Raw genomic sequence first — 24283 nt, 5'->3', positions numbered from 1 at the left:
AAGCGAATGGATGTCCTGACCGGCCGGATCCCGGTGCTCGACCTTGCCCCGCAGCAGCCGGGCAACCGATTCCCCGCGAAGGCGGTGGTGGGCGACGCGGTGCCCTTCCAGGCCGTCGCGTTCCGCGAGGGGCACGACCGCATCAGCGTCACCCTCGTGCTGCGCTCGCCCTCGGACGACGAGCGTCGCGTGCCGATGGAGCCGGTCGGCGACGGCTTCGACACCTACCGGGCGCTCGCGCAGGTCGACGAGCAGGGCACCTGGCGCTGGCACGTCGAGGCGTGGGCCGACGAGTGGGCGACGTGGCACCACAACGCCGAGATCAAGATCGCCGCCGGGATCGACGTCGAGCTCATGGCGCTCATGGGCTCGCAGCTGCTCGAGCGCGCCGCCCGGCAGGCGACCGGTCCGGACGCGACGATGCTCGCTGGCGCGTCGCAGGCCCTCACGCGCACCGAGGTCCCCGCCCTCCGGCGCTGGGCCGAGGTCAACGATCCTGACGTGCTTGCCGCAGTCGACCGCCACCGCCCGCGCTCGCTCGTCAGCCCCTCCGAGACCCTCGAGCTCCGCGTCGAGCGCTCGCGCGCCGCCGTCGGCGCCTGGTACGAGTTCTTCCCCCGCTCCGAGGGCGCCGTCCGCAACGACGACGGCACGTGGACCTCCGGCACGTTCGAGACCGCGGCGAAGCGACTGCCGGGCGTCCAGGCGATGGGCTTCGACGTGCTCTACCTGCCGCCCGTGCACCCCATCGGCGAGGTCAACCGCAAGGGCCCGAACAACTCGCTCACCCCGCAGCCGGGCGATCCCGGGAGCCCGTGGGCGATCGGCTCGAAGCACGGCGGCCACGACACGATCCACCCCGACCTCGGCACGATCGACGACTTCCGCGCCTTCGTCGCGAAGGCGGCGGATGCTGGGCTCGAGGTGGCGATGGACCTCGCGCTGCAGGCCGCCCCCGACCACCCGTGGGTGACCGAGCACCCCGAGTGGTTCACGACGCTCCCCGACGGCACGATCGCGTTCGCCGAGAACCCGCCGAAGAAGTACCAGGACATCTATCCGATCAACTTCGACAACGACCCCGAGGGCATCGTCGCGGAGGTGCTGCGGATCATCGAGCTGTGGGTCGGCTGCGGCGTGCAGATCTTCCGCGTCGACAACCCGCACACGAAGCCGCTGTGGTTCTGGGAGCACGTCATCCGCGAGGTGAACGCCGCGCATCCGGACGTCGTCTTCCTCGCCGAGGCGTTCACGCGACCGGCGATGATGCAGGGGCTCGGCAAGGTCGGCTTCCAGCAGTCGTACACGTACTTCGCGTGGCGCAACACGAAGGCCGAGCTCGAGGAGTACCTGCGCGAGGTGACCGGCACGCAGGCCGCGTGGTTCAAGCCCGCGTTCTGGGTCAACACCCCCGACATCCTCACCGAGTACCTGCAGTTCGGCGGCGTGCCGGCGTTCAAGGTGCGCGCCGCCCTCGCGGCGACGGCGGTGCCCACGTGGGGCATGTACGCGGGCTACGAGCTCATCGAGGACGTCGCCCGGCCCGGTGCCGAGGAGGCGATCGACAACGAGAAGTACGAGTACCGGCCGCGCGACTGGGAGCAGGCGGCGCGCAACGGCACCACGATCGCGCCGTACATCGCGAAGCTCAACGAGATCCGCAGCGCCCACCCCGCGATCGGGCAGCTGTGGGCGCTCGACGTGCACTGGTCGGACGACGACGCGGTGCTCGTCTACTCGAAGCACCTCGACGGCCGCTTCACCGAATCGGGCACGAGCGACACGATCATCGTGGTCGCGAACGTCGACCCCCACTCGGCGCGGCAGACGACCGTGCACCTCGACCTGACGAAGCTCGGGCTCAAGCCGGGCGACCGGTTCGAGGCGCACGACCTCATCACTGGCGAGACCTGGACGTGGAGCGACCACAACTTCGTGCGGCTCGACGCCTTCGTGGAGCCGGCGCACATCATCCACGTACGACGATCGGAGGCATGATGCTCGACGACTCGACGATCCGCCGCCTCGCAGAGGGCGCGCATCCGGCCCCGCACGACCTGCTGGGCGCGCACCCCGCGGGCACCGATCACGTCGTGCGCGCCGTCCGCCACCTCGCCGCGACGGTCGAGGTCATCGACGACGGGGGCACAGCCGCGACGACGCCCATGGAGCACGTCGGGCACGGTCTGTGGGAGGCCGTCGTACCCGGGCCCATCCGCTCGTACCGCCTCCGCACGACGTACGGCGACGGCCTCGCGCGCGTCGACGACGACCCCTACCGCTTCACGCCGACGCTCGGCGAGCTCGACCTCCACCTGTGGCGCGAGGGCCGGCACGAGCAGGCCTGGCAGGTGCTCGGCTCGCGGCTGCGCGAGCACGAGGGCGTGGAGGGCGTCGCGTTCGCCGTCTGGGCGCCGAACGCGCGCGCGGTGCGCATCATCGGCGACTTCAACTCCTGGGTCGGCAGCGCGCACGCGATGCGCACGATGGGCGCGAGCGGCGTCTGGGAGCTGTTCGTGCCCGGCGACCTCGAGCACACCGCCTACAAGTACGAGATCCTGACCGACCACGGCTGGGTGACGCGCGCCGACCCGATGGCCCGCTACACCGAGGTGCCGCCCGCGACGGCGTCGAAGGTCGGCAGGAGCCGCTTCGCGTGGAGCGACGACGACTGGATGCGCTCGCGCGCCGCGAAGGACGTGCACAACTCCCCCATGTCGACCTACGAGCTGCACTTCGGCTCGTGGCGACCGGGGCTCGGCTACCGCGAGATGGCCGACGCGCTCATCGAGCACCTCGAGGAGACCGGCTTCACGCACGTCGAGTTCATGCCGCTCGCCGAGCACCCGTTCGGCGGGTCGTGGGGCTACCAGGTGACCGGCTACTTCGCGCCGACGAGCCGCTTCGGGCATCCCGACGACCTCCGCTACCTCATCGACCGGCTGCACCGCGCCGGCTACGGCGTGATCGTCGACTGGGTGCCGGGCCACTTCCCGAAGGACGAGTGGGCGCTCGCCCGGTTCGACGGCAAGGCGCTCTACGAGCACCCCGACCCGCGCCGCGGCGACCAGCCCGACTGGGGCACGCACGTGTTCGACTTCGGCCGCCCGGAGGTGAAGAACTTCCTCGTCGCGAACGCCGTGTACTGGATGGAGGAGTTCCACATCGACGGGCTGCGCGTCGACGCGGTCGCATCGATGCTGTACCTCGACTACTCGCGCAAGGACGGCGAGTGGCTGCCCAACGTGCACGGCGGGCGCGAGCACCTCGAGGCTGTCGCGCTGCTGCAGGAGGTCAACGCGACCGTCTACCGCCGCTGCCCCGGCATCGTCATGATCGCCGAGGAGTCGACCTCCTGGCCCGGCGTCTCGAAGCCCACGAGCGCGGGCGGCCTCGGCTTCGGCATGAAGTGGAACATGGGCTGGATGCACGACACGCTCCAGTACATGTCGGTCGACCCGATGTACCGCTCGCACCACCACGGCGAGATCACGTTCTCGTTCATGTACGCGTTCAGCGAGCAGTTCGTGCTGCCGATCAGCCACGACGAGGTCGTGCACGGCAAGGGCTCGCTGCTGAACAAGATGCCGGGCGACCAGTGGCAGAAGCTCGCCTCGATGCGCGCCTACCTCACGTTCATGTGGGCGCACCCGGGCAAGAAGCTGCTCTTCATGGGGCAGGAGTTCGGGCAGCCGAGCGAGTGGAGCGAATCCCGCGGACTCGACTGGTGGATCCTCGACCAGCCCGTGCACCGCGGACTCATGTCGCTCGTGTCGCAGCTCAACCGCGTCTACCGCGAGACGGATGCGCTGTGGCTGCGCGACAACGAGCCCGGCGGCTTCGAGTGGATCGACGGCGGCAACTCCTCCGACAACGTCGTCGCGTTCCTGCGCTGGGGCGCCGACGGCGACCCGATCGCCGCGATCGTCAACTTCTCCGGACGCCCGATCGAGGGCTACCGCATGGGGCTGCCGTTCGGCGGCGAGTGGGAGGAGCTCGTGAACTCCGACGCGGTCGAGTTCGGCGGCTCCGGGGTCGGCAACCTCGGCACGGTGCACGCGACCGACGGCGCGTGGGGCGGCCGTCCCGCCTCGGCGACGATCACCATCCCGCCGCTCGCGGGACTGCTGCTGAGGCCGAAGGCCAAGCCTGCGCCGGCGCCCACCGCGAAGCCCCTCCCCGATTCCTGACGCCGCGGAGGCGCCGCCCGCCCCGGGGCGGCGCCTCCCGCCCCGGGGCGGCGCCTCCCGCCCCGGGGCGGCGCCTCCCGCTCCTGAGTGGCGCCTCCCGCACCTGAGTGGCGCCTCCCGCACCTGAGTGGTCACTTTCCGCGCCTGAGCGGTCACTCCCGCGCCTGAGTGGTCACCCCCGCGCCTGAGTGGTCACTTCCGCGCGCCAGCCATCCGACACATCCCGGACTGACCACTCTCATCCCTGACTGACCACTCACGCCCCGGACTGAACACTCACGGGCGGGAGTGACCACCCAGCGAGCGCGAGCGTCGCGCTCCGGCCGGGGCACCAGGGACGAGCGGGCACCGCGTCGGGCCGGGCGCTGGCGGCTAGTAGAGGAGCGCGGTCAGGCGCTTGCGGGCAGCGTTCACGCGCGGGTCGTCGAGGCCGACGATCTCGAAGTGGTCGAGCAGCCGCAGCCGCACGTCCTGCTTCTCGTCGCCCGCGAGCGTCGCCATGAGGTCGAGCAGTCGCAGGAATGCATCCTCGACGTGGCCGCCCGACAGGTCGAGGTCGGCGGCGAGCAGCTGCGCCTCGACGTCCGTCGGCTGCGACGCGGCGGCAGCGCGGATGTCGTCGGCAGCGTGGCCGCGGAGCCGCGCGAGCAGCCGCACCTGGGCGAGGCCCGCGATCGCGTCGGTGTCGCGCGGGTTCTGCGCGACGGCCTTCTCGAACGCGGCGATCGCGGTGTCGAGGTCGCCGGCGTCGATCGCGTCGTAGGCCTCCTGGTGCAGCGGCGGCAGCGGCTCGGGCTGCGGCTCCTGCTCGGCCTCGTCGGCGCCCGCGACCGGGATGCGTCCGGTGATGCCCTGCTGCTCGGCGAACGCGAGCACCTGCTCGAGCACGTCCTTCACCTGGTCCTCCGGCAGTGCCCCGGTGAAGAGCGGCGCGGGGCGCCCGCCGATCACGGCGGCGACCGTCGGGATCGACTGGGCGTTGAACGCCTGCACGAGCTGCGGGTTGGTGTCGGCGTCGACCTTCGCGAGCACCAGTCGGCCGCCGTAGCCCTCGACGAGGCGCTCGAGCACGGGCGAGAGCTGCTTGCACGGCCCGCACCACTCGGCCCAGATGTCGATGATGACGGGCACGCTGCTCGAGAGCTCGACGATCTGCCCGAAGTCGGCGTCGCCGATGTCGACGATCACGCCGGGCGTGCCCGAGGGTCGCTCCGCGGGCGCGGCCTGCGCCGGCTGGTCGCGGCGCGCTGCGAGCGCCGAGAGGTCGACGGCGCCGCCCATGGACGCCGGAAGCTGTGTGTTCGTCACTGTCCCACCTCGTTCGCGTCGAGCAGCGCCTGGCTGTACCCGACGACCTGGATCTGCGTTCCCTCGGGCGCGTCCGCCGGCGGCACGGCGAACAGCACCTGGATCTGGTACGTCGTCTCGATGCCCGACGTCGTCTCGTTGACGCCGGCGAGGCTCGCGGCCGCGCCGCTCGTCGAGATCTCGACGCCCTCCTCCTTCGGCGTCACGCGCACCGTCTCGGTGAACGACGTCGCCAGTAGTGCGCCGCCCTCGTTCGTCACGAGCATGCGCGGCGCGGGGTCGTCCTCCCCAGCCGTCCACTCGAGCGTCGAGAGGGCGAACTCGGGCCGCTGGATCAGCTCGTCCTTCGCGGCGCGGCCGAGGTCGGCACGGAGCGTGTCGCCGTCCTCGCGGAACCAGGAGGCGAACTCGGATGCGTCGCCGTTCAGCAGCACGTCGGCGTACGCGGCCGTGATCTCGGTCGGCTGGCGCTGCAGGAGCGGGGTGTCGCCCGGCAGGCTCGCGGCGCCGATCGTCGGGCTCGCGACCGCCGGCAGCTGCACGCCCGACGCGAGCGTCGTCTGGTAGACGAGCCGGTAGTCGGCTCGCGCGTCCTCCTGCTCGAACACGAGCGCCGACTGGGCGCGCGCGGGGTCCTCCCAACCGACGACCGCCATCACGGTGCGGGGCCAGACCTCGGTCTGCTGCGGGAGCATGAGCTGCACCTCGCCGTCCGGGATGCCCGGCAGCGCCTCGACCTCGCCGTTCAGGCCGCGCACCTCGTAGTTCGTCGAGCGGGCCGAGAGCGCCGCTCCGCCGACGCGCTGCGAGACCTGGTCGATGTCGCGGGCCTCGTCGGCCTCGGCGGTCACCGCACGGGTGTCCTCGAGCACGCGCTCGAACTGGTTCTCGGTCAGCGCGACCGGCGGCAGCGTGTCCTCGAGGCTCGTCGGCGTCGGCTCCTCGGTCGCGGGAGGCATCGACGGGCCGCTCGGCCAGTACTGCGGTCCGCAGCCGGTGAGTGCGACGACCGCGACGATCGGCAGGGCGATGAGGCCGAAGCGGCCGCGGCGGGCGGGCGTCGCCGAGCGCTCGGCCATGCCGCGGTCGCGGCCGGCCGTCTCGTCGGTGGGCGCGTCGGGCGTGCTCGGGGCGGTGCTCGGTGCGTCGCTCGCGTCACGCACGTCGTCGGCGGGCGCGCCGGACGCATCCGCCCCCGACTCGATGTCCGGCTCGATGGCGGTCGTGCTCGCGGCGTCGGCCTCGGCCGGCGCCTCGATCGCACCCTGGCCAGCCGGGAGGAGCGCCTCGCCGCGCGGCCGCACGGAGCCCTCGCGGGCGTCGCGGATCATCGCACGGCGCTCCGCGCGGCTCAGCTCGCGGTGCGATCGGCGCTGCGGTCCTCGGCGGCGACGGTGGCTGCGCAGCGCGAGGAGGAAGAGCACGAGCGCGAGCGCGAGGAACACGAGACCGGCGGTCATGAGCGGGCCGAAGAGCGGCGTCTTCGCGTCGAACGGCCACTCGACGCGGACGTCGGCGGGCGCCGCGGTGCCGGGCTCCCCCGCGATCGCGATCGTGTAGCCGATCGGCAGGTCGATCGAGAATCGCACCTCGCCGTCGCCCGTGTGCTGCTCGATCCACATGTCGCTGTCGGCGAGCCGCGGCAGCTCGTCCGTGCTGCCGCTCTGCTCGTCGAGGACGAGCGCGTCGTCCTCGGCGACCTGCGCGATGGCGTGCATGGATTCGCCGACCCAGCCGTCGACGTCGTGCTCACGACCGACGACGGCGGTGATCTCGCCCTCGCCCGTGACGACGACGCTCTGGCGTCCGTCGTGCGCGTTCATGGTGGTGCCCGGGATCACGAGGATCGGCGCGTCGGTCGCCTGCTCGAGCTGCGAGACGATCGTCTCGGGCGGAGCCCAGATCGTCCGCTGTCCGATGCCGAGGCCGAGCAGGACGAGCGAGATCACGAGGCTCACCGCCGCGAGGATGTATCGCACGAGTCAGAGGTCCTTTCACGCTCACCGACGGATTCGGCCGACCGTCCAGCGAGGACGGCGCAGAGCGGGCAAGCCTCCAGGGTACCGGGAGGTCCCCCGTGAGCCAACCCCGCTTCCGGCTGGGCGGTCTGTCCCGTCGCTCGCCCCAGCCTAGGATGGCGAGGTGAAGATCCGGAACGGGTTCCAGCTCGGCCTCGTGGGCGGCCTCGGCGTGCTGCTCGCGATCGCCATCAGCGTCGCGGTGCAGCAGATCAGCACCGTGCTCGTCTGGGCGTTCGCCGGCATCTTCCTCGCGCTCGGCGTCGAGCCGGTCATCCAGTTCCTCATCCGCCGCGGCGTGCCTCGCTGGGCCGCGGTGCTGATCATCTTCGCCGTCATCCTGCTGCTCGCGGCGGGCGCCGTCTGGCTCATCGTGCCGACGATCGTCGCGCAGTTCACGATCCTCGTGCAGTCGATCGTGGCCGAGATCGAGGGCGGTGCCTTCGAGAGCGTGCTCGACTGGGTGCGCGAGACGTTCCCGCAGCTCGACGTCGACGGCACGCTCGAGCAGCTGAGCGGGGCGCTGAGCGACTTCAACACCTGGTCGAGCCTGCCGCCGTGGGTGGCCGACATCGCGGCCGGCATCGTCGGCGGCGCGGTCCAGGTCGTCTTCGCGATCGGTGGCCTGCTCATCGTCGTCGTGCTCATGCTCTACTTCACCGGCTCGATGCCGTCGCTGAAGTCGGGCATGTACCGGCTCGTGCCGGCGTCGTCGCGGCCCAAGTTCATCGAGATCGCCGAGCAGATCATGAAGTCGGTCGGTCGGTTCGTGCTCGGCCAGGGCGCGCTCGGCGTGCTGAACGGCGTGCTCTCGTTCACCGTGCTCTCGATCGTGGGCTCCGAGCTCGCGGGCGTCTACGCGTTCATCGCGCTCATCGCCTCCACGATCCCGCTCGTGGGCACGATCTCGGCGTCGGTGCTCATCTCGCTGCTCGTGCTGCTGCTCGACGGCCCGCAGACGGCGCTGCCGGTGGCGATCTGGTACCTCGTCTACATGCAGCTCGAGGCCTACGTCATCAGCCCGCAGATCATGAACCGCGCGGTGAAGGTGCCCGGTGTGGTCGTCGTGCTCGCCGCCCTCATCGGCGGCACGCTGCTCGGCATCCTCGGCGCCCTCGTCGCGATCCCGATCGCCGCGGCGATCCAGCTGATCCTGAAGGAAGTCGTCATACCGCGGCAGGACGCGCGCTAGCGTCCTCGCGCGCGTCAGCGTCCTCGCGTCCTCGCGCGTCGGCATCCTCGCGCGCCAGCGGGTCAGCGCGTCAGCGGACGCGCCAGCAGCCCGAGTGCCAGTGGCGGCGATCCTCGATCGCTCGGTCGCCGAAGATCGAGTCGGCACGCCACACGACGACGTGCGCGATGCCGGGCGGCACCGAGCCGCCGCATCCGGGGCACACGTAGGCCTTCGTCGCGCCGCGCGCCGAGATCGGCTGCACGTGCCACTCCGCGCCCGCGCGCGCCTCGACGCGAGCGGTGCCGAGCATCAGGCGGTCGACGTCGAGCGGCACGAAGGGCTGCGCGCGACGCTTGGGCCGCCGCGCGGCCACGTCAGTACCAGCCGACAGACTGCGAGTGGCCCCAGGCGCCGCACGGCGTCCCGTAGCGGCCGGCGATGTAGCCGAGGCCCCAGCTGATCTGCGTCACAGGGTTCGTCTGCCAGTCGGCACCCGCGCTGGCCATCTTCGAGCCGGGCAGCGACTGCGGGATGCCGTAGGCACCGCTCGAGCGGTTCTGCGCGTACACGTTCCAGTTGGACTCGCGCTGCCAGAGGTTGTAGAGGCACGCGTACTGGTCCTCGCCCCAGCCGCGAGCGAGCACCATCTGCCGCGCTGCGGCCTGCGCGCTGCCCGGGTCGGGCGCGGCGACGGCCGGGATGGGGATCGCGGCGCGAGGCGCGCTCGCTGCGGCCGGCGCCGCAGCGGCAGCCGCCGGAGCGGCGACCGGCTCGGGCGTCGGCGTCGGCGTGGGGGTCGGCGTGTGCACGACGATCTCGTCACGGACGAGGGATGCCTGCGCGCCCGTGATCGCGTCGACGGCCTGTCCCTGGCGCTGCTCGCTCGGCAGCGAGGCGGGCTCGGCCATCACCTCGGCGCTCGGGCTCGCGGCGACCGAGACGAGCACGAAGCCCGCGGCGGCGACGAGCGAGACGCCGGAGAGCACGCCGCGGGTGCGCGTCGAGCGCGCGGAAGCGGAGTGGGACCTGGTGAACACGAGGATCGACGTTATCACGGAATGGTAACGACGTCAGGGTCGAGCGCTCAGCGCACCGCCAGCATGAGGCTCACGACGGTGTCGAACAGCTGGTCGACCTCGTCCTCGTCGTAGCCGCCGAACTGCGCGTCGAACTGGGCAGTGCGCACCTCGCGCGCGGTCATGTCGGGACCGTCCTCGAGGTAGTCGGCGATCCTCGCGGCGAACGCGTCGACCTCGACGATGCGGTAGCCGCGCGAGATGCGGCTCACCCGACGGAAGCGCTCGCCGTCGGGCCGCTGCAGCACCTCGAGCGCCTGCTGCGCGCGCTCGCGCACCTTCGCGTACCAGGCCTCCTCGCCGTGCTCGACGATGCCCCGCTCGTGCTCGCGCCGAGCGAACGCCTCCTCGAGGCGCTCGAGCGCGGCATCGACGTGGGCGGGCGAGTAGCCGCCCTTCTGCATCGTGAAGCTCGTGCGGCGGATGGTCGAGCTGTCGATCGCCGTGGCGGCGCGCGCGTCGGTGGCGTACGCGCGCCGAGCGTCCTCGAGGAAGTCCTCGACCTGCTCGATGTCGTAGCCGGGCTGCGAGCGCTTGGCCCTCGGGAACGTGCTCATCGTCTCCATCATGCCAGCGCCGACCGCCAGCGCCCACCGCTCAGGCGTGCACGACCTGGAAGAGCGCCATCATGACGACGGCGCTCGGCAGGATGGAGTCGAGTCGATCGAGGAAGCCGCCGTGGCCGGGCAGGAACGAGCCGATGTCCTTGATGCCGAGGTCGCGCTTGATGATCGACTCGGCGAGGTCGCCGACCGTCGCGGCCGTGACGAGCAGCGCCGCGAGGATGAGCCCGAACCACCACTCCTGCTGCAGCATCCAGATCGACAGCGCGATGCCGGTGATGGTCGCGAGCAGGGCGCCGCCAGCGAGGCCCTCCCACGTCTTGCCAGGGCTGATGCGGGGGGCGAGCTTGTGCTTGCCGAACAGCACGCCCGCCGCGAGCGCGCCCGTGTCGATGACGCTCGTCATCGCGATCATCGCGAGCGTCCACCACTGGCCGCCCTCCTGCGCGGTGAGCAGCACCGCGAAGCCGCCGAGCACCGCGACGTAGGCGATGCAGAGCGCTCCCCCGGCGACGTCGGCGAGCACCGACCTCGCGCCCGTGCGGGTGCGCCGGTCGGCGAGCTCGAGCACGCGCACGAGCGCGACCGCCGCGATCGCGCCGAGCGTCGACCACCACATCCCGGCCGCGCCGAACCACCACGTGATGGGCAGGATGGCGCTGCCGAGCAGCACGAGGGGGATGCGCGGCACGTCGCGACCGCCGAAGCGCATCGCGCTCGCGAGCTCGTAGAGCGCGAAGCCCACGAGCGCTGTCGCGAAGAGCATGAAGAGCGTCTTCACCCACAGCAGGCTCGCGAGCAGCACGACCCCCAGCAGGATCGCGATGCCCGTCGCGGCCGCGAGATCGCGCCCCGTGCGCTTGTTCACCCGCGCGCGCGTGGCTTCGATCTGGTCCCGCGCCGCGTGGATCTGCGCCTGGATCTGCGCCTCGATCTCGGCTGGCGTCCGATGCTCGCGTCGCACGCGCCGCCTCCCGACCTCCTCGATCAGACCTCGAGGAGCTCGGCCTCCTTCTTCTTCAGCGCGTCGTCGATGCTCTCGACCGTCTGCTTCGTCGCAGCCTCGAGCTCCTTGCCGGCGCGGGCGATCTCGTCGTCGCTCACCTCGCCGCTCAACTTGTCGAGGTCGGTCATCGCCTGCCGGCGCACGTTGCGCACCGCGACGCGGGCCTGCTCGGCCTTGTCCTTGACGATCTTCACGTAGTCGCGGCGGCGGTCCTCGGTGAGCTCCGGCATGACGATGCGGATGATCGTGCCGTCGTTCGACGGGTCGACGTGCAGGTGGGGCGCGGCGACGATCGCGCGCTCGATCTCCTTGAGCGCGGTCTTGTCGAACGGCGTGATCACGAGCGTGCGCGCGTCCGGCTGCTGGAAGCCCGCGAGCTGCACGAGCGGCGTCGGCGAGCCGTAGTACTCGACGAGGAGCTTCTGGAACAGCGCAGGGTTCGCCCTGCCTGCGCTCACCGTCTGGAAGTCGGCCTTCGCGACCTCGATCGACTGGGCCATCTTCTCCTTGGCCGAAGCCAGAACATCGCTGATCACGTGGTTCCTTCCGTCACTGCTGAGTGTATTGGGTGGGATGGGCGTCAGGCGCGCACGAGCGTGCCGACGGGCTCGCCGAGGATCGCGCGCTCGAGCGCTCGCTCGCCGTCCATCCCGAACACCCGCATGGGCATCTTGTTGTCCATGCAGAGGCTGAAGGCCGTGGAGTCGACCACCTTGAGACCGCGCACGAGCGCGTCCTGGTAGGTGATCTCGTCGAAGCGCGTCGCGGTCGGGTCGTGCTTCGGGTCGGCGGAGTAGACGCCGTCGACGCCGTTCTTGGCGACGAGCACCTGGTCGGCGGTGATCTCGAGCGCACGCTGGGCGGCGACCGTATCGGTGGAGAAGTACGGCAGCCCGGCGCCCGCGCCGAAGATGACGACGCGGCCCTTCTCGAGGTGGCGCTCGGCGCGGCGCGGGATGTACGGCTCGGCGACCTGCGTCATCTGGATGGCCGACTGCACGCGCGTCTCGGCGCCGGCCTGCTCGAGGAAGTCCTGCAGGGCCAGGGCGTTCATCACCGTGCCGAGCATGCCCATGTAGTCGGCGCGGCCGCGCTCCATGCCGCGCTGGCTGAGCTCGGCGCCGCGGAAGAAGTTGCCGCCGCCGACGACGATCGCGATCTCGACCGTCTCGGCCGCATCCGCGATCTGCCGCGCGATGGATGCGACGACGTCGGGGTTGACGCCCAGGCTGCCGGCTCCGAAGGCCTCGCCCGAGAGCTTCAGGAGGACTCGGCGTCGCGGCTGTGCTGTCATCGGGCGTCCTCCTGGGGGGGGGTCTCGGCCCGAGCGCGGGCCGAGCAGAAGCCTATCGTGCGCGGACCTGCCGGGGACGCGACGAGGGCCGGGGGTCTCCCCCCGGCCCTCGTGTCATGCGAAGCTGCGGACCTACGCGCCGACCTTGAAGCGTGCGAAGCCGGTGACCGTGAGGCCTGCGGCCTCGAGCACCTTGGCGACGCTCTGCTTGTTGTCGCGGGCGTAGTCCTGGTCGAGCAGGACGATCTGCTTGAAGAACCCGCTCAGGCGTCCCTCGATGATCTTCGGCAGCGCCGCGTCGGGCTTGCCCTCGCCGCGTGCGATCTCGGTGACGAGCTCGCGCTCCTTCTCGACCGCATCCGCCGGCACCTCGTCGCGCGTGACGTAGGTGGGGTCGAACATCGCGATGTGCTGCGCCACGGCGCGAGCCGTGTCGGCGTCGTCGCCCGTGTAGGCGACCACGACACCGACCTGCGGGGGCAGGTCCTTCGACGTGCGGTGCAGGTAGACGGCGTGCTGCTCGCCCTCGAGGCGGGCGACCTTCGTCAGCTCGATCTTCTCGCCGAGCGTGGCTGCCTGCTGCTCGATCTCGGTCTGCACGGTGCCCGACTCGGCCGGCGCGGCGAGCGCCGAGGCGAGGTCGGTCGCACCGGCGGCCGCGGCCGCCGCGACGACGCGGTCTGCGAGCGCGATGAACTTGTCGTTCTTCGCGACGAAGTCCGTCTCGCTGCCGATCGCGATCATGGTCACGGCGCCGTCGCCGTCGGCGACGGCGACGAGGCCCTCGCTCGTGGAGCGGTCGGCACGCTTCGCGTTGCCCTTCGCGCCCTTGAGGCGGAGGATCTCGGTGGCCTTGTCGACGTCGCCGCCGGCCTCCTCGAGTGCCGCCTTCGTGTCGCTCATGCCGGTGCCGAGCTGCTCGCGCAGCATCTTGAGGTCGGCGATGCTGATGGTTGCCATGCGCTGCTCCTTAGTTCGACTCGGGCGCCGCGGCGCCGTCGGTGGTCTCGGCGGCCGGCGCCTCGGTGGCGGTCTCGGCGGCCGGCTCCTCGGTGGCGGTCTCGGCGGCCGGCTCCTCGGTGGCGGTCTCGGCGGCTGCGGGCGCCTCCGCTGCCGGGGCCTCCTCTGCTGCCGACGCCTCAGCGGCGGGTGCCTCGGGTGCGGCCGCGGCGGTCTCGGCGGTCTGCTGCTCGAGCAGCTCGCGCTCCCACTCGGCCATCGGCTCGGCAGCGGTGCTGCCGCCGCCGTGACGCTGCATGAGGCCCTCGGCCGCGGCGTCGGCCACGATCTTCGTCAGCAGTGCGACGGAGCGGATCGCGTCGTCGTTGCCCGGGATCGGGTACTGCACGTCGTCGGGGTCGCAGTTCGTGTCGAGGATCGCGATGACCGGGATGCCGAGCTTCTTGGCCTCGTCGACCGCGAGGTGCTCCTTGTTCGTGTCGACGATCCAGAGCGCCGAGGGGGTGCGCTGGAGGTTGCGGATGCCGCCGAGCGACTTCTGCAGCTTGAGGAGCTCGCGCTTCTTGAGCAGCAGCTCCTTCTTGGTGTAGACCGACGTGTCCTCGAAGTCGAGCTCCTCGAGCTCCTTCATGCGGCTGAGTCGCTTGGAGATCGTGTTGAAGTTGGTCAGCAGGCCACCGAGCCAGCGCTGGTTCACGAAGGGCTGGCCCACGCGCATCGCCTGCTCGGCGATGGACTCCTGCGCCTGCTTCTTGGTGCCGACGAAGAGCACGGAGCCGCCGTGCGAGACGGTCTCCTTGACGAAGTCGTAGGCCTTGTCGATGTAGGCGAGCGACTGCTGCAGGTCGATGATGTAGATGCCCGAGCGCTCCGTGAAGATGAAGCGCTTCATCTTGGGGTTCCAACGACGGGTCTGGTGCCCGAAGTGGACGCCGCTGTCGAGCAGCTGGCGAGTCGTGACGACGGCCATGGCCGCCTCCTTCTTCTGTTGCGGTTGCCGGTCCGACCGGATGGTCGGACCCCTGGCGCCCTGACGCACCACCACCGGCGCACGAGAAGCTCGAGGCCGGACCGAAGGAGGTGTCGTCGCGACGGGCGCGCGAAGTCATCGCACAAGCGATGCCCTCCTATGCTACATGCCCCGAGCCACCGTCCGTCGGCACCCGCTCTCCACCGCCCGAGCCACAACGCGCACGCGCATCCGGCGGGTCGCGGCAGGATGCCGCGCATGCGCATCCTCGCGGTCCTGCTCACCGTCGCGGTGAGCGTCTGGTCGTGGCCGGTGGCCTCGACCGAGGTCGTGCGGGCGTTCGATCCGCCCGAGACCCCGTACGGCGCGGGGCACCGCGGCATCGACATCGCGGCGCCGGCCGGCACGTCCGTGCTGGCGCCCGACGGCGGCGTCGTGCGCTTCGCGGGACCGGTGGCCGGGCGGCCGGTGGTGTCGATCGATCACGCCGGCGGGCTCGTGTCGAGCTTCGAGCCCGTGCAGCCATCGGTCTCGACGGGCGAGCGCGTGGAGCGCGGGCAGCCGATCGGCGTGCTGCTCGCCGGGCACGCGGGCGGCGAGCGACTGCACCTCGGGGCGAGGCTGCACGGCGCCTACGTCGATCCCCTGCCGCTGCTCAGCGTCGAGCGGCCCGTGCTGCTGCCGATGGACGGCCGCAAGCGCTCCGCGCGGCGGGGCGCGGGGCGGCGCGGTCAGGCTCGCGGGTGCGCGCCCCGGTACGCCTCCGACAGCCGCTCGAGCGAGACGTGGGTGTAGATCTGCGTCGTGCCGAGGCTCGCGTGCCCGAGCATCTCCTGCACCGCCCTGAGGTCGGCACCCCCGTCGAGCAGGTGCGTCGCCGCCGTGTGCCGGAGCGTGTGCGGGCCGTGCGGACCCGCTCCGGGTGTCGCCTCGAGCATCCCGGTGACGGTCTCGTGCACGCGCCGCTGGCCGAGACGTCCGCCGCGGGCTCCCAGGAAGAGCGCCGGATGCGCGCGCTCGGCGTCGACGAGCTGCGGCCGGCCGATGCGGATCCAGTCGAGCAGCGCGTCGAGCGCCGGCCGCCCGAAGGGCACGACGCGCTCCTTCGATCCCTTGCCGGTGACGCGCACCGTGAGCCGTTCGAGGTCGACGTCGTCAATGTCGAGCCCCACGAGCTCGCTCACGCGCAGCGCGCTCGCGTAGAGCAGCTCGATGACGGCGAGGTCGCGCAGCGCCGCCGCGTCGCCCGACGCGGCGGCCTCGCCGAGCCGCTCGAGCACGCCGTCCATCGCCTGCCTCGACAGCACGCGCGGCAGGTGCCGGTCGCGCTTCGGCGTGCGCAGCCGGCCGGCGATGTCGGTGCCGCCGTGCGCGGCGATCCAGCGGCTGAGGCCTCGAGCCGCCGCGCTCCGCCGGGCGATCGTGGCCTTGCCGAGCCCGAGCTCTGCGCTCGCGTAGAGCCAGTCGCGGAGCGCATCGATGTCGAGCGACGCGGCGTCGTCGACGCCGGCGCGCTCGCAGTGCTCCGTGAGGCTGCGCAGATCGCCGCGGTAGCCGCGCACGGTGTTCGCCGAGTAGCCGCGCTCCCGCTCGAGGTGCGCGAGGTAGCCGTCGACGGCCTCGGCGACGCGCACGTCAGTCGGGCTTCCGGCTGAAGCGCTCCGCGCGGGTCTCGGGGTCGAGCGCGATCACCTGCTCGGCGAGCGCGAGGGGGATCGTCTCGCGCGCCGGGTGCGGCAGCGCGGGAACGACGGAGTGCGCGACGCTGTCGGCGTAGACCTCGATGAGGTTGAACGACTGGGTGGCGTCGATGCCGTGCATCGCAGGCGGCGGGCCGCCGAGGTCGTCGGCATAGCTCGTCGCGCCGGCGAGCACGACCGGCACCTCGGCGAAGCTGCCCGAGCCGTTGATGTGCAGGTGTCCCGAGAGGATCGCTCGCACGTCGGCGGCGGCGATCACGTCGGCGAGCTGCGCCTCATCCCGGAACTCGAGCAGCCGCATGAGCCGTCCCCGGTACGGCAGCGGCGGGTGGTGCATGACGAGCACGACGCCGAGCGGCGGCGGATCGGTGAGCGCGTCGGCCAGCCAGGCCGCCTGGCCCTCGTCGAAGCCGCCGTGGTGCCAGCCGGGCAGGCTCGAGTCGAGCGCGACGACGCGGAGGCCAGCGACCTCGAGCACCGAGTCGATCGGGTCGAGCGGCGCGCCAGGCAGCGCGAGCGCCGCTCGCATGGCGGCACGCTCGTCGTGGTTGCCGACGGTCCAGACGATCGGGGCGCCGATCGCGGCGGCGACCGGCTCGAGGATCTCGCGCGCGAGCGCGTACGCGCCCGGCTCGCCCAGGTCGGCGATGTCGCCCGAGACGACGACGACGTCGGCGTCCGCAGCGGCGACCGCGAGGCGCACCGCAGTGTCGCGCAAGTGCTGCTCGGTGTCGACGAACCCAGCGAGGTGCGCGCCGCCCGCGAGCAGGTGCGTGTCGCTCAGGTGCGCGATGACCACGGACGGGTCGGGGTGGATGCCGAGGCTCACGTCCACAGGCTAGCCACGCCGCGAGCCGAGAGCGCGCCGCCTCGCCCGTGCGCAGCCGAGCCCCGGCGTCGGCGGACCCCTTCCACCCCGCGGGACCCGGTGCACCGGGTCCGGTTCGGTGGACGAGGTCCGCTTCGGCCGAGCGGATGCTGCGGCGAGCGCAGGTGCTCGGGTCACGAGGAGCGCACCCAGCCGCTCCCCCGCTCCGCGGCGCGCGCGCCGAGCTCGAGGAGCGCGAGCGACGCTGCGACGTCGTGCGGCGCCATGCCGGTGCGCACGGCCAGCTCGTCGACCGCGCGAGCGGCGCGCGTGCTGAGCGCGTCGAGCACCCGCACCTCGTCGCTCGAGAGCGCGTCGAGCGGCACGCTGTCGTCGATCGGGCCGTCCACGAGCTCGACGACGTGCTCGGCCCGCTCGATGACGGTCGCGCCGTACTCGCGCAGCAGCCGGTGGCAGCCGGTGCTCGAGCCCGACGTCACGGGCCCCGGCACCGCGCCGAGCGGTCGGCCGAGCGCCGCGGCATGCCCGGCGGTGTTGATGGAGCCCGATCGGCTCCCCGCCTCGACGACGACGGTGACGCTCGCGAGCGCCGCGATCAGCCGATTGCGCGCGAGGAAGCGCCAGCGCGTCGGGGGCACCCCGCTCGGCGCCTCGGCGATGACGCACGCGGTGCGGGCGACGCGCTGCAGCAGCTCTTCGTGACCGGCCGGGTAGAACCGGTCGAGCCCGCCTGCCAGCACGGCGACGGTCGTGCCGCCCGCGGCCAGGGTCGCGCGGTGCGCCGTGCCGTCGATCCCGTAGGCCCCGCCCGAGACGACCGCGAACCGCCGCCCGACGAGCCCCGCCGCGAGCTGACCGGTGACGAGCTCGCCGTAGCCCGACGACGCACGCGAGCCCACGAGGGCCGCCGATCGCTCGCACGCGGCGAGCGCGGCGGTGTCGCCCCGCACCCACAGCGCGGCCGGCGCATGCGGACCCAGGTCGTCGAGCGCATCCGGCCAGTGCTCGTCGGCACGGGTGAGCAGTCGCTGGCCGAACGCAGCGCCCTGCGTGAACGCGGCGAGGATGCGCTCGGCGGCGAGCCGCGGCTGCCACCTGGCGAGCCCGGCGGCGACGTCGCGAGCGGCCTCGGTGTCGCCGAGCTCGCGGGCCCACGTCGCGGCGCTCGCACCCTCGACGAGCAGCTCGAGCGAGCGCTGCGCCCCGAGCCGCTCGCGCACGAGCCCCGCGACACCGTCGCCCGGCTCGGGCAGCACCGTCCAGGCGCCGGCGGCGAAGCGCTCGCGCACCTCGGCATCCGAGGGGTCCGGTGCACCCGGGGGCAGCGTCGACTCGATCGCCGCGCGCAGCAGCGCGAGCTCGATGCGGAACGCGGTCATGCGGGGATCCCCTTCCTGAGCGCGAGCGCTCGCCCGATGTGCGCCCGCGTCGGCCCTGGCGCGCCGTCGAGGTCGGCGGCCGTCCACGCGACGCGGATCGCGCGGTCCATGCCGCGCATCGTCAGCGCCCCGCGCTCGACGGCCCGCTCGNGCTCGAGCAGCGCCGCCTCGAGCGGCAGGTTGCGGCGCAGCCAGGGACCGGGCACGTGACCCATGGCGGTCCACTCCGTGCCGACGAGGCGGTGCGCCGCACGGGACCGGGCCGCAGCGACGCGCGCCGACGCATCGGCCGTCGTGCGCCGCTCGCCGTCGACGCCCGGCGCGACGCGGTCGACGCGCACCTGCAGGTCGACGCGGTCGAGGAGCGGCCCGGAGAGCCTGCCGAAGTAGCGGCGTCGCTGCTGCGGCGCACAGGTGCACTCCCCCGTCCCGAAGAGGCCGCACGGGCAGGGGTTCGCCGCGAGCAGCAGCTGGAAGCGCGCGGGGAAGGTCGCGACGCCGACCGCGCGGTGGATCGTGATCGTGCCCGACTCGAGCGGCTGCCGCAGCATGTCGAGCACCGCGCGCGGGAACTCCGGCGCCTCGTCGAGGAAGAGCACGCCGTGCGTCGCGCGCGCCGCCGCTCCCGGCCGGATCGTGCCGGAGCCCCCGCCGATGAGCGACACGGCGGTCGCCGAGTGGTGCGGGTGCTCGAACGGCGGCACGGTGTCGAGCCGCGATGGCGGCGGCTCGCCCGCGAGCGAGCGGAGCGAGGCGACCTCGAGCGCCGCCTCCGAGCCGAGCGGCGGCAGGATGCCGGGCAGCCGCATCGCGAGCATCGTCTTCCCGGCGCCCGGTGGCCCCACCATCATCAGGTGGTGGGCGCCGGCCGCGGCGAGCTCGAGCGCCTGCACGGCGTCGCGGTTGCCGACGACGTCGGCGAGGTCGAGGTCGGTGTGCGAGCGCGGCACGGGCGGGGCTGCGGGCACCGGGTCGACGGGCTCGGGGTCGATGTCGGCGCCGAGCAGCGCCGCGGCGTGCGCGAGGCTCGGAGCGCCGAGCACGCGGATGCCCTCCACGAGCGACGCCTCGTCGACGGACGCGCTCGGCACGACGATGCGCGCCGTGCCCGCCGCCGCGGCAGCGCGGGCGAGCGGCAGCGTGCCGGCGACCGGCCGCAGCCGCCCGTCGAGCCCGAGCTCGCCGAGCAGCGCGGTCGCGCCGTCGTCGGCGGGCACGACGCCGATCGCGCGGAGCACCGCGATCGCCATCGCGAGGTCGAAGTGCGTGCCGGCCTTCGGCAGCGACGCGGGCGTCAGGTTGATGACGACCTTGCCGCTCGGAGTGGTCACGCCCATCCTCGCGATCGCGCTCCACGTGCGGTGCTGCGCCTGCCGCACGGCCTGATCCGGCAGCCCCACGACGATCACCGCCGGCAGCCCCGACGACGCGTGCACCTCGATCTGCACGCCGATGCCTGCGAGCCCCTGGAGCGCGACGCACGCGGCCCGACCGAAGCCGCTCACGAGATGCCCCGCAGGTGCTCGACCCGCCACTCGCCCGAGCGCGGCGCGATGATGCCGACGGCATCCATCCGGATGGGGCCGCGGTGCGGCCGCTCCTGCAGCCACAGCCCGGCGAGCGTGCGCAGCCGCCGCACCTTGGCGGGGGTGATCGCCTCGAACGGATGCCCGTGGGCGAGCGCGCGCCGCGTCTTCACCTCGACGAAGACGAGCGTGTCGCCGTCGATCGCGACGATGTCGAGCTCGCCGTAGACGCAGCGCCAGCGGCGCTCGACGATGCGCATCCCCGCGCGCTCGAGGTGCACGCTCGCGACGGCCTCGCCGTCGAGCCCCAGCTGGTCCTTCGCTCGCATGCGCGCATGGAACCGCAGCGCGCACGGCACGCGAGCGGCTCGCTCGACCCCCTGTGGAGAACGGGTCGGGAGGCGCTACTCCTCGATCGCGAGGTCCTTGGGCAGCTCGAGGTCGCGCGAGGCGAGCTCCTCGACGTTGACGTCCTTGAAGGTGAGCACGCGCGCCGACTTGATGAACCGGTCGGAGCGGTAGATGTCCCACACCCAGACGTCGGTCAGCTCGAGCTCGAAGTAGAAGTCGGTGCCCGCGTCATGGCGGGTGACCTTCACGTCGTTGGCGAGGTAGAACCGCCGCTCGGTCTCGACGACGTGCTTGAACATGCCGACGACGTCGCGGTACTCCTTGAAGAGCGCCAGCTCGACCTCGCGGTCGTAGTCCTCGATGTCCTCTGGTTCCACATCGCCATCCTATGGCCCTCGTGCTGGCGTCCCGATGCCACCGGGCGCGATGCCCACCGGAGTCCTCCTCCGGCGGTCAGTGCAACCAGGAGCGCCGGTGGAGCAGGCTCGGGCCGAGCTCGGCGATCGCCGCGAGGTGGGTCGCCGAGCCGTAGCCCTTGTTCGACGTCCACCCGTAGCCGGGGTGCACGCCGTCCGACTCGATCATCCGGGTGTCGCGCTCGACCTTGGCGACGAGCGCCGCGCCCGAGACGGATGCGCAGTCGCGGTCGGCCTTGGCGCGCAGCACGGTGCGCACGGGCCTGCGGAGCGCCGGGGCGAGCCAGTCGTGGATGCCGTCGAGCAGGATCGCGGCCCCCGGCACGTCGACGCCCGCGTCATGCAGCCCGACGAGCGCGCGGCGGCCGGCGAGGCCGAGAGCGACCTGGATGCCGAGGGTGTCGATCTCGTCGTTCGTCGCGTGGCCGACGGCGCTGATGCCCCACGAGCGCACGAGCGGCGCGGTCGCGACGCGACGCGGCTCCGTCATCGTCTTGGAGTCGCGGAGGTGCTCCGGCCAGTCGCCGCAATCGGGGCGCAGCGCGAGCGCGCCGACGCTCACGGGACCGGCGAGCGCGCCGCGACCGACCTCATCCATGCCGATGACGAGCGGCGCGCTCGACCACAGCTCGCGCTCGACGTCGAGCGTCGGTGTCGCGACCATCAGGCTGCGACGGCGAGCGGCAGCAGGCGCTCCTCGGGCGCGCTCTGGGGCTCGACGCCGAGGAAGGAGGACTCGTAGCTGTCGAGCATCGTCCAGCGCTCGAGCGGCCACGAGACGAGCACGGCGCGGCCGACGACCGAGGCGAGCGGCACGAAGCCGGCGCCCGGCGCGTCCATGTGCGCGCGGGAGTCGCCCGAGTGGTTGCGGTTGTCGCCGAGCACCCACAGGTGGCCCTCCGGCACGGTCACGTCGAAGTCCATCGAGCTCGCGGGCTGGTCGGGCGCGTCGAGGCGCACGTACGGCTCGTCGATCGGCACGCCGTTGACGGTCAGCTGCCCGAAGTCGTTGCAGCACTGCACGCGGTCTCCCGGCAGGCCGATGACGCGCTTGATGAGGTAGCCGTGCTCGTCCTCGGGCGCGAGGCCGACGAAGGTGAGGAACCAGTCGACCGCGCCGAGCAGCCCGGTCTCCTGCGCCTCGGGCGCCGCGGGCAGCCAGCCGCCCGGATCCTCGAAGACGATCACCTCGCCGCGGTCGACGGGCACGACCGCGGGCGTCAGCAGGCTCACGATGATGCGGTCGTCGACCTGCAGCGTGTCGTTCATCGACTCGGAGGGGATCCAGAACGGCCGGATGAGGAACGTCTTCACGAGGAACGAGATCAGCAGCGCGACGAGGAAGATGACCACGAGGTCTCGCAGGAACAGCAGCACGCCGCGTCCGCCGGCGCGCTCGCGGCCCGCCGCGCCGGTCTCGACCGTGTCCGTCATCCCCGCCCTTTCGCCTCAGCAAGTCTAGGTGGCCGAGCGTGCCGGGCTCGCGGCGCGGCCGTCACGGCGGGTCACGATTCGGCGACGAACGCGAGAACGGGGCCGGCGTGGAGCCGGCCCCGTTCTCGGGAGGATCAGGAGTGGTCGCGCTTCTCGCGGATCTTCGCTGCCTTGCCGCGCAGGCCGCGCAGGTAGTACAGCTTCGCGCGGCGCACGTCGCCGCGGCTGACGACCTCGATGTGGTCGATCACCGGGGAGTGCACGGGGAAGGTGCGCTCGACGCCGACCTGGAACGACACCTTGCGGACCGTGAAGGTCTCGCGCACGCCGTGGCCCTGGCGGCCGATGACGACGCCCTGGAAGATCTGCACGCGCGAGCGCGAGCCCTCGATGATGTTGACGTGCACCTTGACGTTGTCGCCGGGGCGGAAGTCGGGGACGTCGGAACGGAGGCTGGTCGCATCGACCTTGTCGAGGATGTGCATGGCGTGTCGCTCTCTGCAGCCGCCACAGGTCGGCCGCGCATGGTTGGAAGGATCAGGGTTCTGGTGCGGTGCCCGCCGCTCCCCTGTGGCAGAGGAAATGTGGCAGAGGCCGCGCGAAGGCGGTGACTGCGTGTGGCACCAACGGACCATCCTGCCACACGCGGGCTTCCCGCGCCAACGGCACGCGGAGCGGATGCGCGTCAGCGCGGGTCGTCGTCGATGCTGATCACGCGGCCCGCCTGCGGGCCGTCGATCGGCTCGAAGCTGGCGTCGGCCTGGCGGGCGCGCTGCTCGATGAGCGGCGCCTGCAGGTCGTTGACGACGCGTTCGACGCGAGCCTTCGTCTCGCGGCCGAGCGCGAGCACCTGGAGCCAGAACAGCACCGCGCCGCCGATGATCGTCGCCATGATGCCGATCGCGGTGAACGACTGCGAGGCGGTGAGCCAGCCGTCGCCGAACCACGCGGTGAGCGCGCTGCCCGTGCGATCGCCGGCCGTGTCGACCACCGTCACGCCGAGCAGCGCGATGACGAGCAGCCAGGGCGCAAGCAGCCTGACGTCGCGCCACTGCACGGCACGCGGCTGCCGCACCTGCTTGCGCGCGAGCGTGATGCCGACGACGGCGCCGATGAGGATCGCGAGGCCCGGTCCGAGGAAGGCCTGCAGCAGCAGCGCGTCGCCGAGCGGGGCACCCGCGAGCGCACGGCCGAACATGATCCACACCGGCAGCACGATGATCGAGGCGATCATCACCCAGAAGAACGCGCGCAGCGCCCAGTGCCGCTGCGTGGAGGGTGCGGTGGAGGCCATGACCCGAATCTACCGACCGTGCCGAGGCTCCGCTCGGGTGTTCGCTGCGGGCGGCAACGCCGCCCGGAGCAGACCGTCAGCTCACAGCCCAGGCGAGACGTCCCCGTCGTCCGGCAGCAGGTCGGGGCGCACTCGACGGGTGCGCTCGAGCGCCTGCTCGTGCCGCCACGCGGCCACGGCGGCGTGGTTGCCGCCGCGCAGCACGTCCGGCACCTCCAGGCCGCGCCACACGTGCGGCTTCGTGTACGAGGGGTGCTCGAGCAGTCCGGCCTCGTGGCTCTCCTCGACGAGGCTCTCGGGGTTGCCGACGACGCCCGGCACGAGCCGGCCGATGGCCTCGATCATCGCCATCGCGGCGACCTCGCCGCCGTTGAGCACGTAGTCGCCCAGGCTCACCTCGAGCACGCGCGCGCGGGTCGCGACGTGCTCGGCGACGCGCGCGTCGATGCCCTCGTAGCGGCCGCACGCGAAGACGATGCGCTGCTCGGTGGCGAGCTCGCGCGCGAGCGACTGCGTGAACGGCACGCCCGCGGGCGTCGTGAAGATGACCAGGGCATCCGAGTCGCCGTCGCCGAGCAGCGCGTCGAACGCCTCGCCCCAGGGCTCGGGCTTCATCACCATGCCGGCGCCGCCGCCGTAGGGCGTGTCGTCGACGGTGCGGTGGCGGTCGTGGGTCCACTGGCGCAGGTCGTGCACGCCGAGCTCGAGGAGCCGCTCGCGACGCGCGCGCCCGAGCAGCGAGACGTCGAGGACGCCGAAGAACTCGGGGAAGATCGTGACGATGTCGAAGCGCAC

General features: G+C 72.5%; 25 protein-coding genes. 4 read left to right on the top strand and 21 right to left on the bottom strand.

All coding sequences use genetic code 11. The annotated features are described in order from the left end of the window. Nucleotides 1-6: 6 nt before the first annotated feature. Both ABD106_RS01090 and glgB read left to right on the top strand, forming a co-directional pair. Complete coding sequence (locus ABD106_RS01090; RefSeq protein ID WP_343917832.1) at nucleotides 7-1998, top strand: alpha-1,4-glucan--maltose-1-phosphate maltosyltransferase; 1992 nt, start codon at nucleotides 7-9, stop codon at nucleotides 1996-1998. Next, entirely contained in the window at nucleotides 1995-4190 is a 2196-nt protein-coding gene (gene glgB / locus ABD106_RS01085; RefSeq protein WP_343916472.1) for a 1,4-alpha-glucan branching protein GlgB, read from the top strand. Before ABD106_RS01090 ends, glgB begins: the two co-directional genes overlap by 4 nt. 372 nt (nucleotides 4191-4562) lie before the next feature. Here the strand turns inward: glgB and ABD106_RS01080 are convergent, their stop codons facing one another. Beyond that, nucleotides 4563-5498 (bottom strand): tetratricopeptide repeat protein, encoded by a 936-nt coding sequence (locus tag ABD106_RS01080; RefSeq protein WP_425545696.1) that lies wholly within the window; start codon nucleotides 5496-5498, stop codon nucleotides 4563-4565. Next, a complete protein-coding gene (locus ABD106_RS01075; protein ID WP_343916470.1) occupies nucleotides 5495-7456 on the bottom strand; it encodes a DUF8094 domain-containing protein in 1962 nt (653 codons plus the stop codon). The genes ABD106_RS01080 and ABD106_RS01075 overlap by 4 nt, the downstream gene beginning before the upstream one ends. A 184-nt stretch (nucleotides 7457-7640) precedes the next feature. Here ABD106_RS01075 and ABD106_RS01070 point away from each other — a divergent pair, with 184 nt between their 5' ends. Then, entirely contained in the window at nucleotides 7641-8708 is a 1068-nt protein-coding gene (locus tag ABD106_RS01070) for an AI-2E family transporter (RefSeq protein WP_343916468.1), read from the top strand. A 70-nt stretch (nucleotides 8709-8778) separates the two neighbouring features. Here the strand turns inward: ABD106_RS01070 and ABD106_RS01065 are convergent, their stop codons facing one another. The 8 genes from ABD106_RS01065 to rpsB form a co-directional block, all read right to left on the bottom strand. After that, the gene (locus ABD106_RS01065; RefSeq protein ID WP_343916466.1) at nucleotides 8779-9063 is read right to left on the bottom strand and encodes a hypothetical protein; all 285 of its coding nucleotides are present in this window, start codon (nucleotides 9061-9063) and stop codon (nucleotides 8779-8781) included. 1 nt (nucleotide 9064) lies between these two features. After that, on the bottom strand, nucleotides 9065-9745 hold the full coding sequence (locus tag ABD106_RS01060) for an aggregation-promoting factor C-terminal-like domain-containing protein (protein ID WP_343916464.1): 681 nt from the start codon (nucleotides 9743-9745) through the stop codon (nucleotides 9065-9067). Between the two features lie 29 nt (nucleotides 9746-9774). Beyond that, nucleotides 9775-10323: a DivIVA domain-containing protein gene (locus ABD106_RS01055; protein ID WP_343916462.1), complete on the bottom strand. Its 549-nt coding sequence runs from the start codon at nucleotides 10321-10323 to the stop codon at nucleotides 9775-9777. A 40-nt stretch (nucleotides 10324-10363) separates the two neighbouring features. Next, the gene (locus tag ABD106_RS01050) at nucleotides 10364-11293 is read right to left on the bottom strand and encodes a phosphatidate cytidylyltransferase (RefSeq protein ID WP_343916460.1); all 930 of its coding nucleotides are present in this window, start codon (nucleotides 11291-11293) and stop codon (nucleotides 10364-10366) included. A 23-nt stretch (nucleotides 11294-11316) separates the two neighbouring features. After that, the gene (gene frr, locus ABD106_RS01045) at nucleotides 11317-11871 is read right to left on the bottom strand and encodes a ribosome recycling factor (protein ID WP_343916458.1); all 555 of its coding nucleotides are present in this window, start codon (nucleotides 11869-11871) and stop codon (nucleotides 11317-11319) included. Nucleotides 11872-11915: 44 nt separating this feature from the next. After that, a complete protein-coding gene (gene pyrH / locus ABD106_RS01040; protein WP_343916456.1) occupies nucleotides 11916-12629 on the bottom strand; it encodes a UMP kinase in 714 nt (237 codons plus the stop codon). Nucleotides 12630-12761: 132 nt separating this feature from the next. Further along, on the bottom strand, nucleotides 12762-13589 hold the full coding sequence (gene tsf / locus ABD106_RS01035) for a translation elongation factor Ts (protein ID WP_343916454.1): 828 nt from the start codon (nucleotides 13587-13589) through the stop codon (nucleotides 12762-12764). 10 nt (nucleotides 13590-13599) lie between these two features. Continuing rightward, nucleotides 13600-14559 carry a 30S ribosomal protein S2 gene (gene rpsB / locus ABD106_RS01030; protein WP_343916452.1) on the bottom strand — a complete coding sequence of 320 codons (960 nt, stop codon included), beginning with the start codon at nucleotides 14557-14559 and terminating at the stop codon, nucleotides 13600-13602. A gap of 258 nt (nucleotides 14560-14817) precedes the next feature. Between rpsB and ABD106_RS01025 the strand changes: the two genes are divergently transcribed. Then, a complete protein-coding gene (locus tag ABD106_RS01025; protein ID WP_343916450.1) occupies nucleotides 14818-15354 on the top strand; it encodes a murein hydrolase activator EnvC family protein in 537 nt (178 codons plus the stop codon). Here ABD106_RS01025 and ABD106_RS01020 read toward each other — a convergent pair. The 11 genes from ABD106_RS01020 to trmD form a co-directional block, all read right to left on the bottom strand. Then, nucleotides 15291-16193, bottom strand: a complete 903-nt coding sequence (locus tag ABD106_RS01020) for a tyrosine recombinase XerC (protein WP_343916448.1) — start codon at nucleotides 16191-16193, stop codon at nucleotides 15291-15293. The two genes, ABD106_RS01025 and ABD106_RS01020, sit on opposite strands and share 64 nt — an antisense overlap. 1 nt (nucleotide 16194) lies before the next feature. After that, on the bottom strand, nucleotides 16195-17088 hold the full coding sequence (locus ABD106_RS01015) for a metallophosphoesterase family protein (RefSeq protein ID WP_343916446.1): 894 nt from the start codon (nucleotides 17086-17088) through the stop codon (nucleotides 16195-16197). A 173-nt stretch (nucleotides 17089-17261) separates the two neighbouring features. Beyond that, a complete protein-coding gene (gene dprA, locus ABD106_RS01010) occupies nucleotides 17262-18467 on the bottom strand; it encodes a DNA-processing protein DprA (protein WP_343916442.1) in 1206 nt (401 codons plus the stop codon). Beyond that, complete coding sequence (locus tag ABD106_RS01005) at nucleotides 18464-19903, bottom strand: YifB family Mg chelatase-like AAA ATPase (protein WP_425545714.1); 1440 nt, start codon at nucleotides 19901-19903, stop codon at nucleotides 18464-18466. The genes dprA and ABD106_RS01005 overlap by 4 nt, the downstream gene beginning before the upstream one ends. A gap of 65 nt (nucleotides 19904-19968) precedes the next feature. Continuing rightward, the gene (locus ABD106_RS01000) at nucleotides 19969-20322 is read right to left on the bottom strand and encodes a YraN family protein (RefSeq protein ID WP_343916438.1); all 354 of its coding nucleotides are present in this window, start codon (nucleotides 20320-20322) and stop codon (nucleotides 19969-19971) included. A 75-nt stretch (nucleotides 20323-20397) separates the two neighbouring features. Next, on the bottom strand, nucleotides 20398-20721 hold the full coding sequence (locus ABD106_RS00995) for a DUF2469 domain-containing protein (protein WP_123698192.1): 324 nt from the start codon (nucleotides 20719-20721) through the stop codon (nucleotides 20398-20400). A gap of 76 nt (nucleotides 20722-20797) precedes the next feature. Further along, nucleotides 20798-21424: a ribonuclease HII gene (locus tag ABD106_RS00990; protein WP_343916434.1), complete on the bottom strand. Its 627-nt coding sequence runs from the start codon at nucleotides 21422-21424 to the stop codon at nucleotides 20798-20800. Next, complete coding sequence (gene lepB, locus ABD106_RS00985; protein ID WP_343916432.1) at nucleotides 21424-22194, bottom strand: signal peptidase I; 771 nt, start codon at nucleotides 22192-22194, stop codon at nucleotides 21424-21426. The genes ABD106_RS00990 and lepB overlap by 1 nt, the downstream gene beginning before the upstream one ends. A 134-nt stretch (nucleotides 22195-22328) precedes the next feature. Continuing rightward, nucleotides 22329-22679 (bottom strand): 50S ribosomal protein L19, encoded by a 351-nt coding sequence (gene rplS, locus ABD106_RS00980; protein WP_343916430.1) that lies wholly within the window; start codon nucleotides 22677-22679, stop codon nucleotides 22329-22331. A 200-nt stretch (nucleotides 22680-22879) separates the two neighbouring features. Then, nucleotides 22880-23488, bottom strand: a complete 609-nt coding sequence (locus ABD106_RS00975) for a hypothetical protein (protein ID WP_343916428.1) — start codon at nucleotides 23486-23488, stop codon at nucleotides 22880-22882. A gap of 81 nt (nucleotides 23489-23569) precedes the next feature. Further along, a complete protein-coding gene (trmD, locus tag ABD106_RS00970) occupies nucleotides 23570-24283 on the bottom strand; it encodes a tRNA (guanosine(37)-N1)-methyltransferase TrmD (protein WP_343916426.1) in 714 nt (237 codons plus the stop codon).

This window comes from Agrococcus citreus (assembly GCF_039527715.1).
In the GTDB taxonomy this organism is placed as follows: Bacteria; Actinomycetota; Actinomycetes; order Actinomycetales; family Microbacteriaceae; genus Agrococcus; species Agrococcus citreus.
This window is presented reverse-complemented; position numbering and strand designations above follow the sequence as displayed.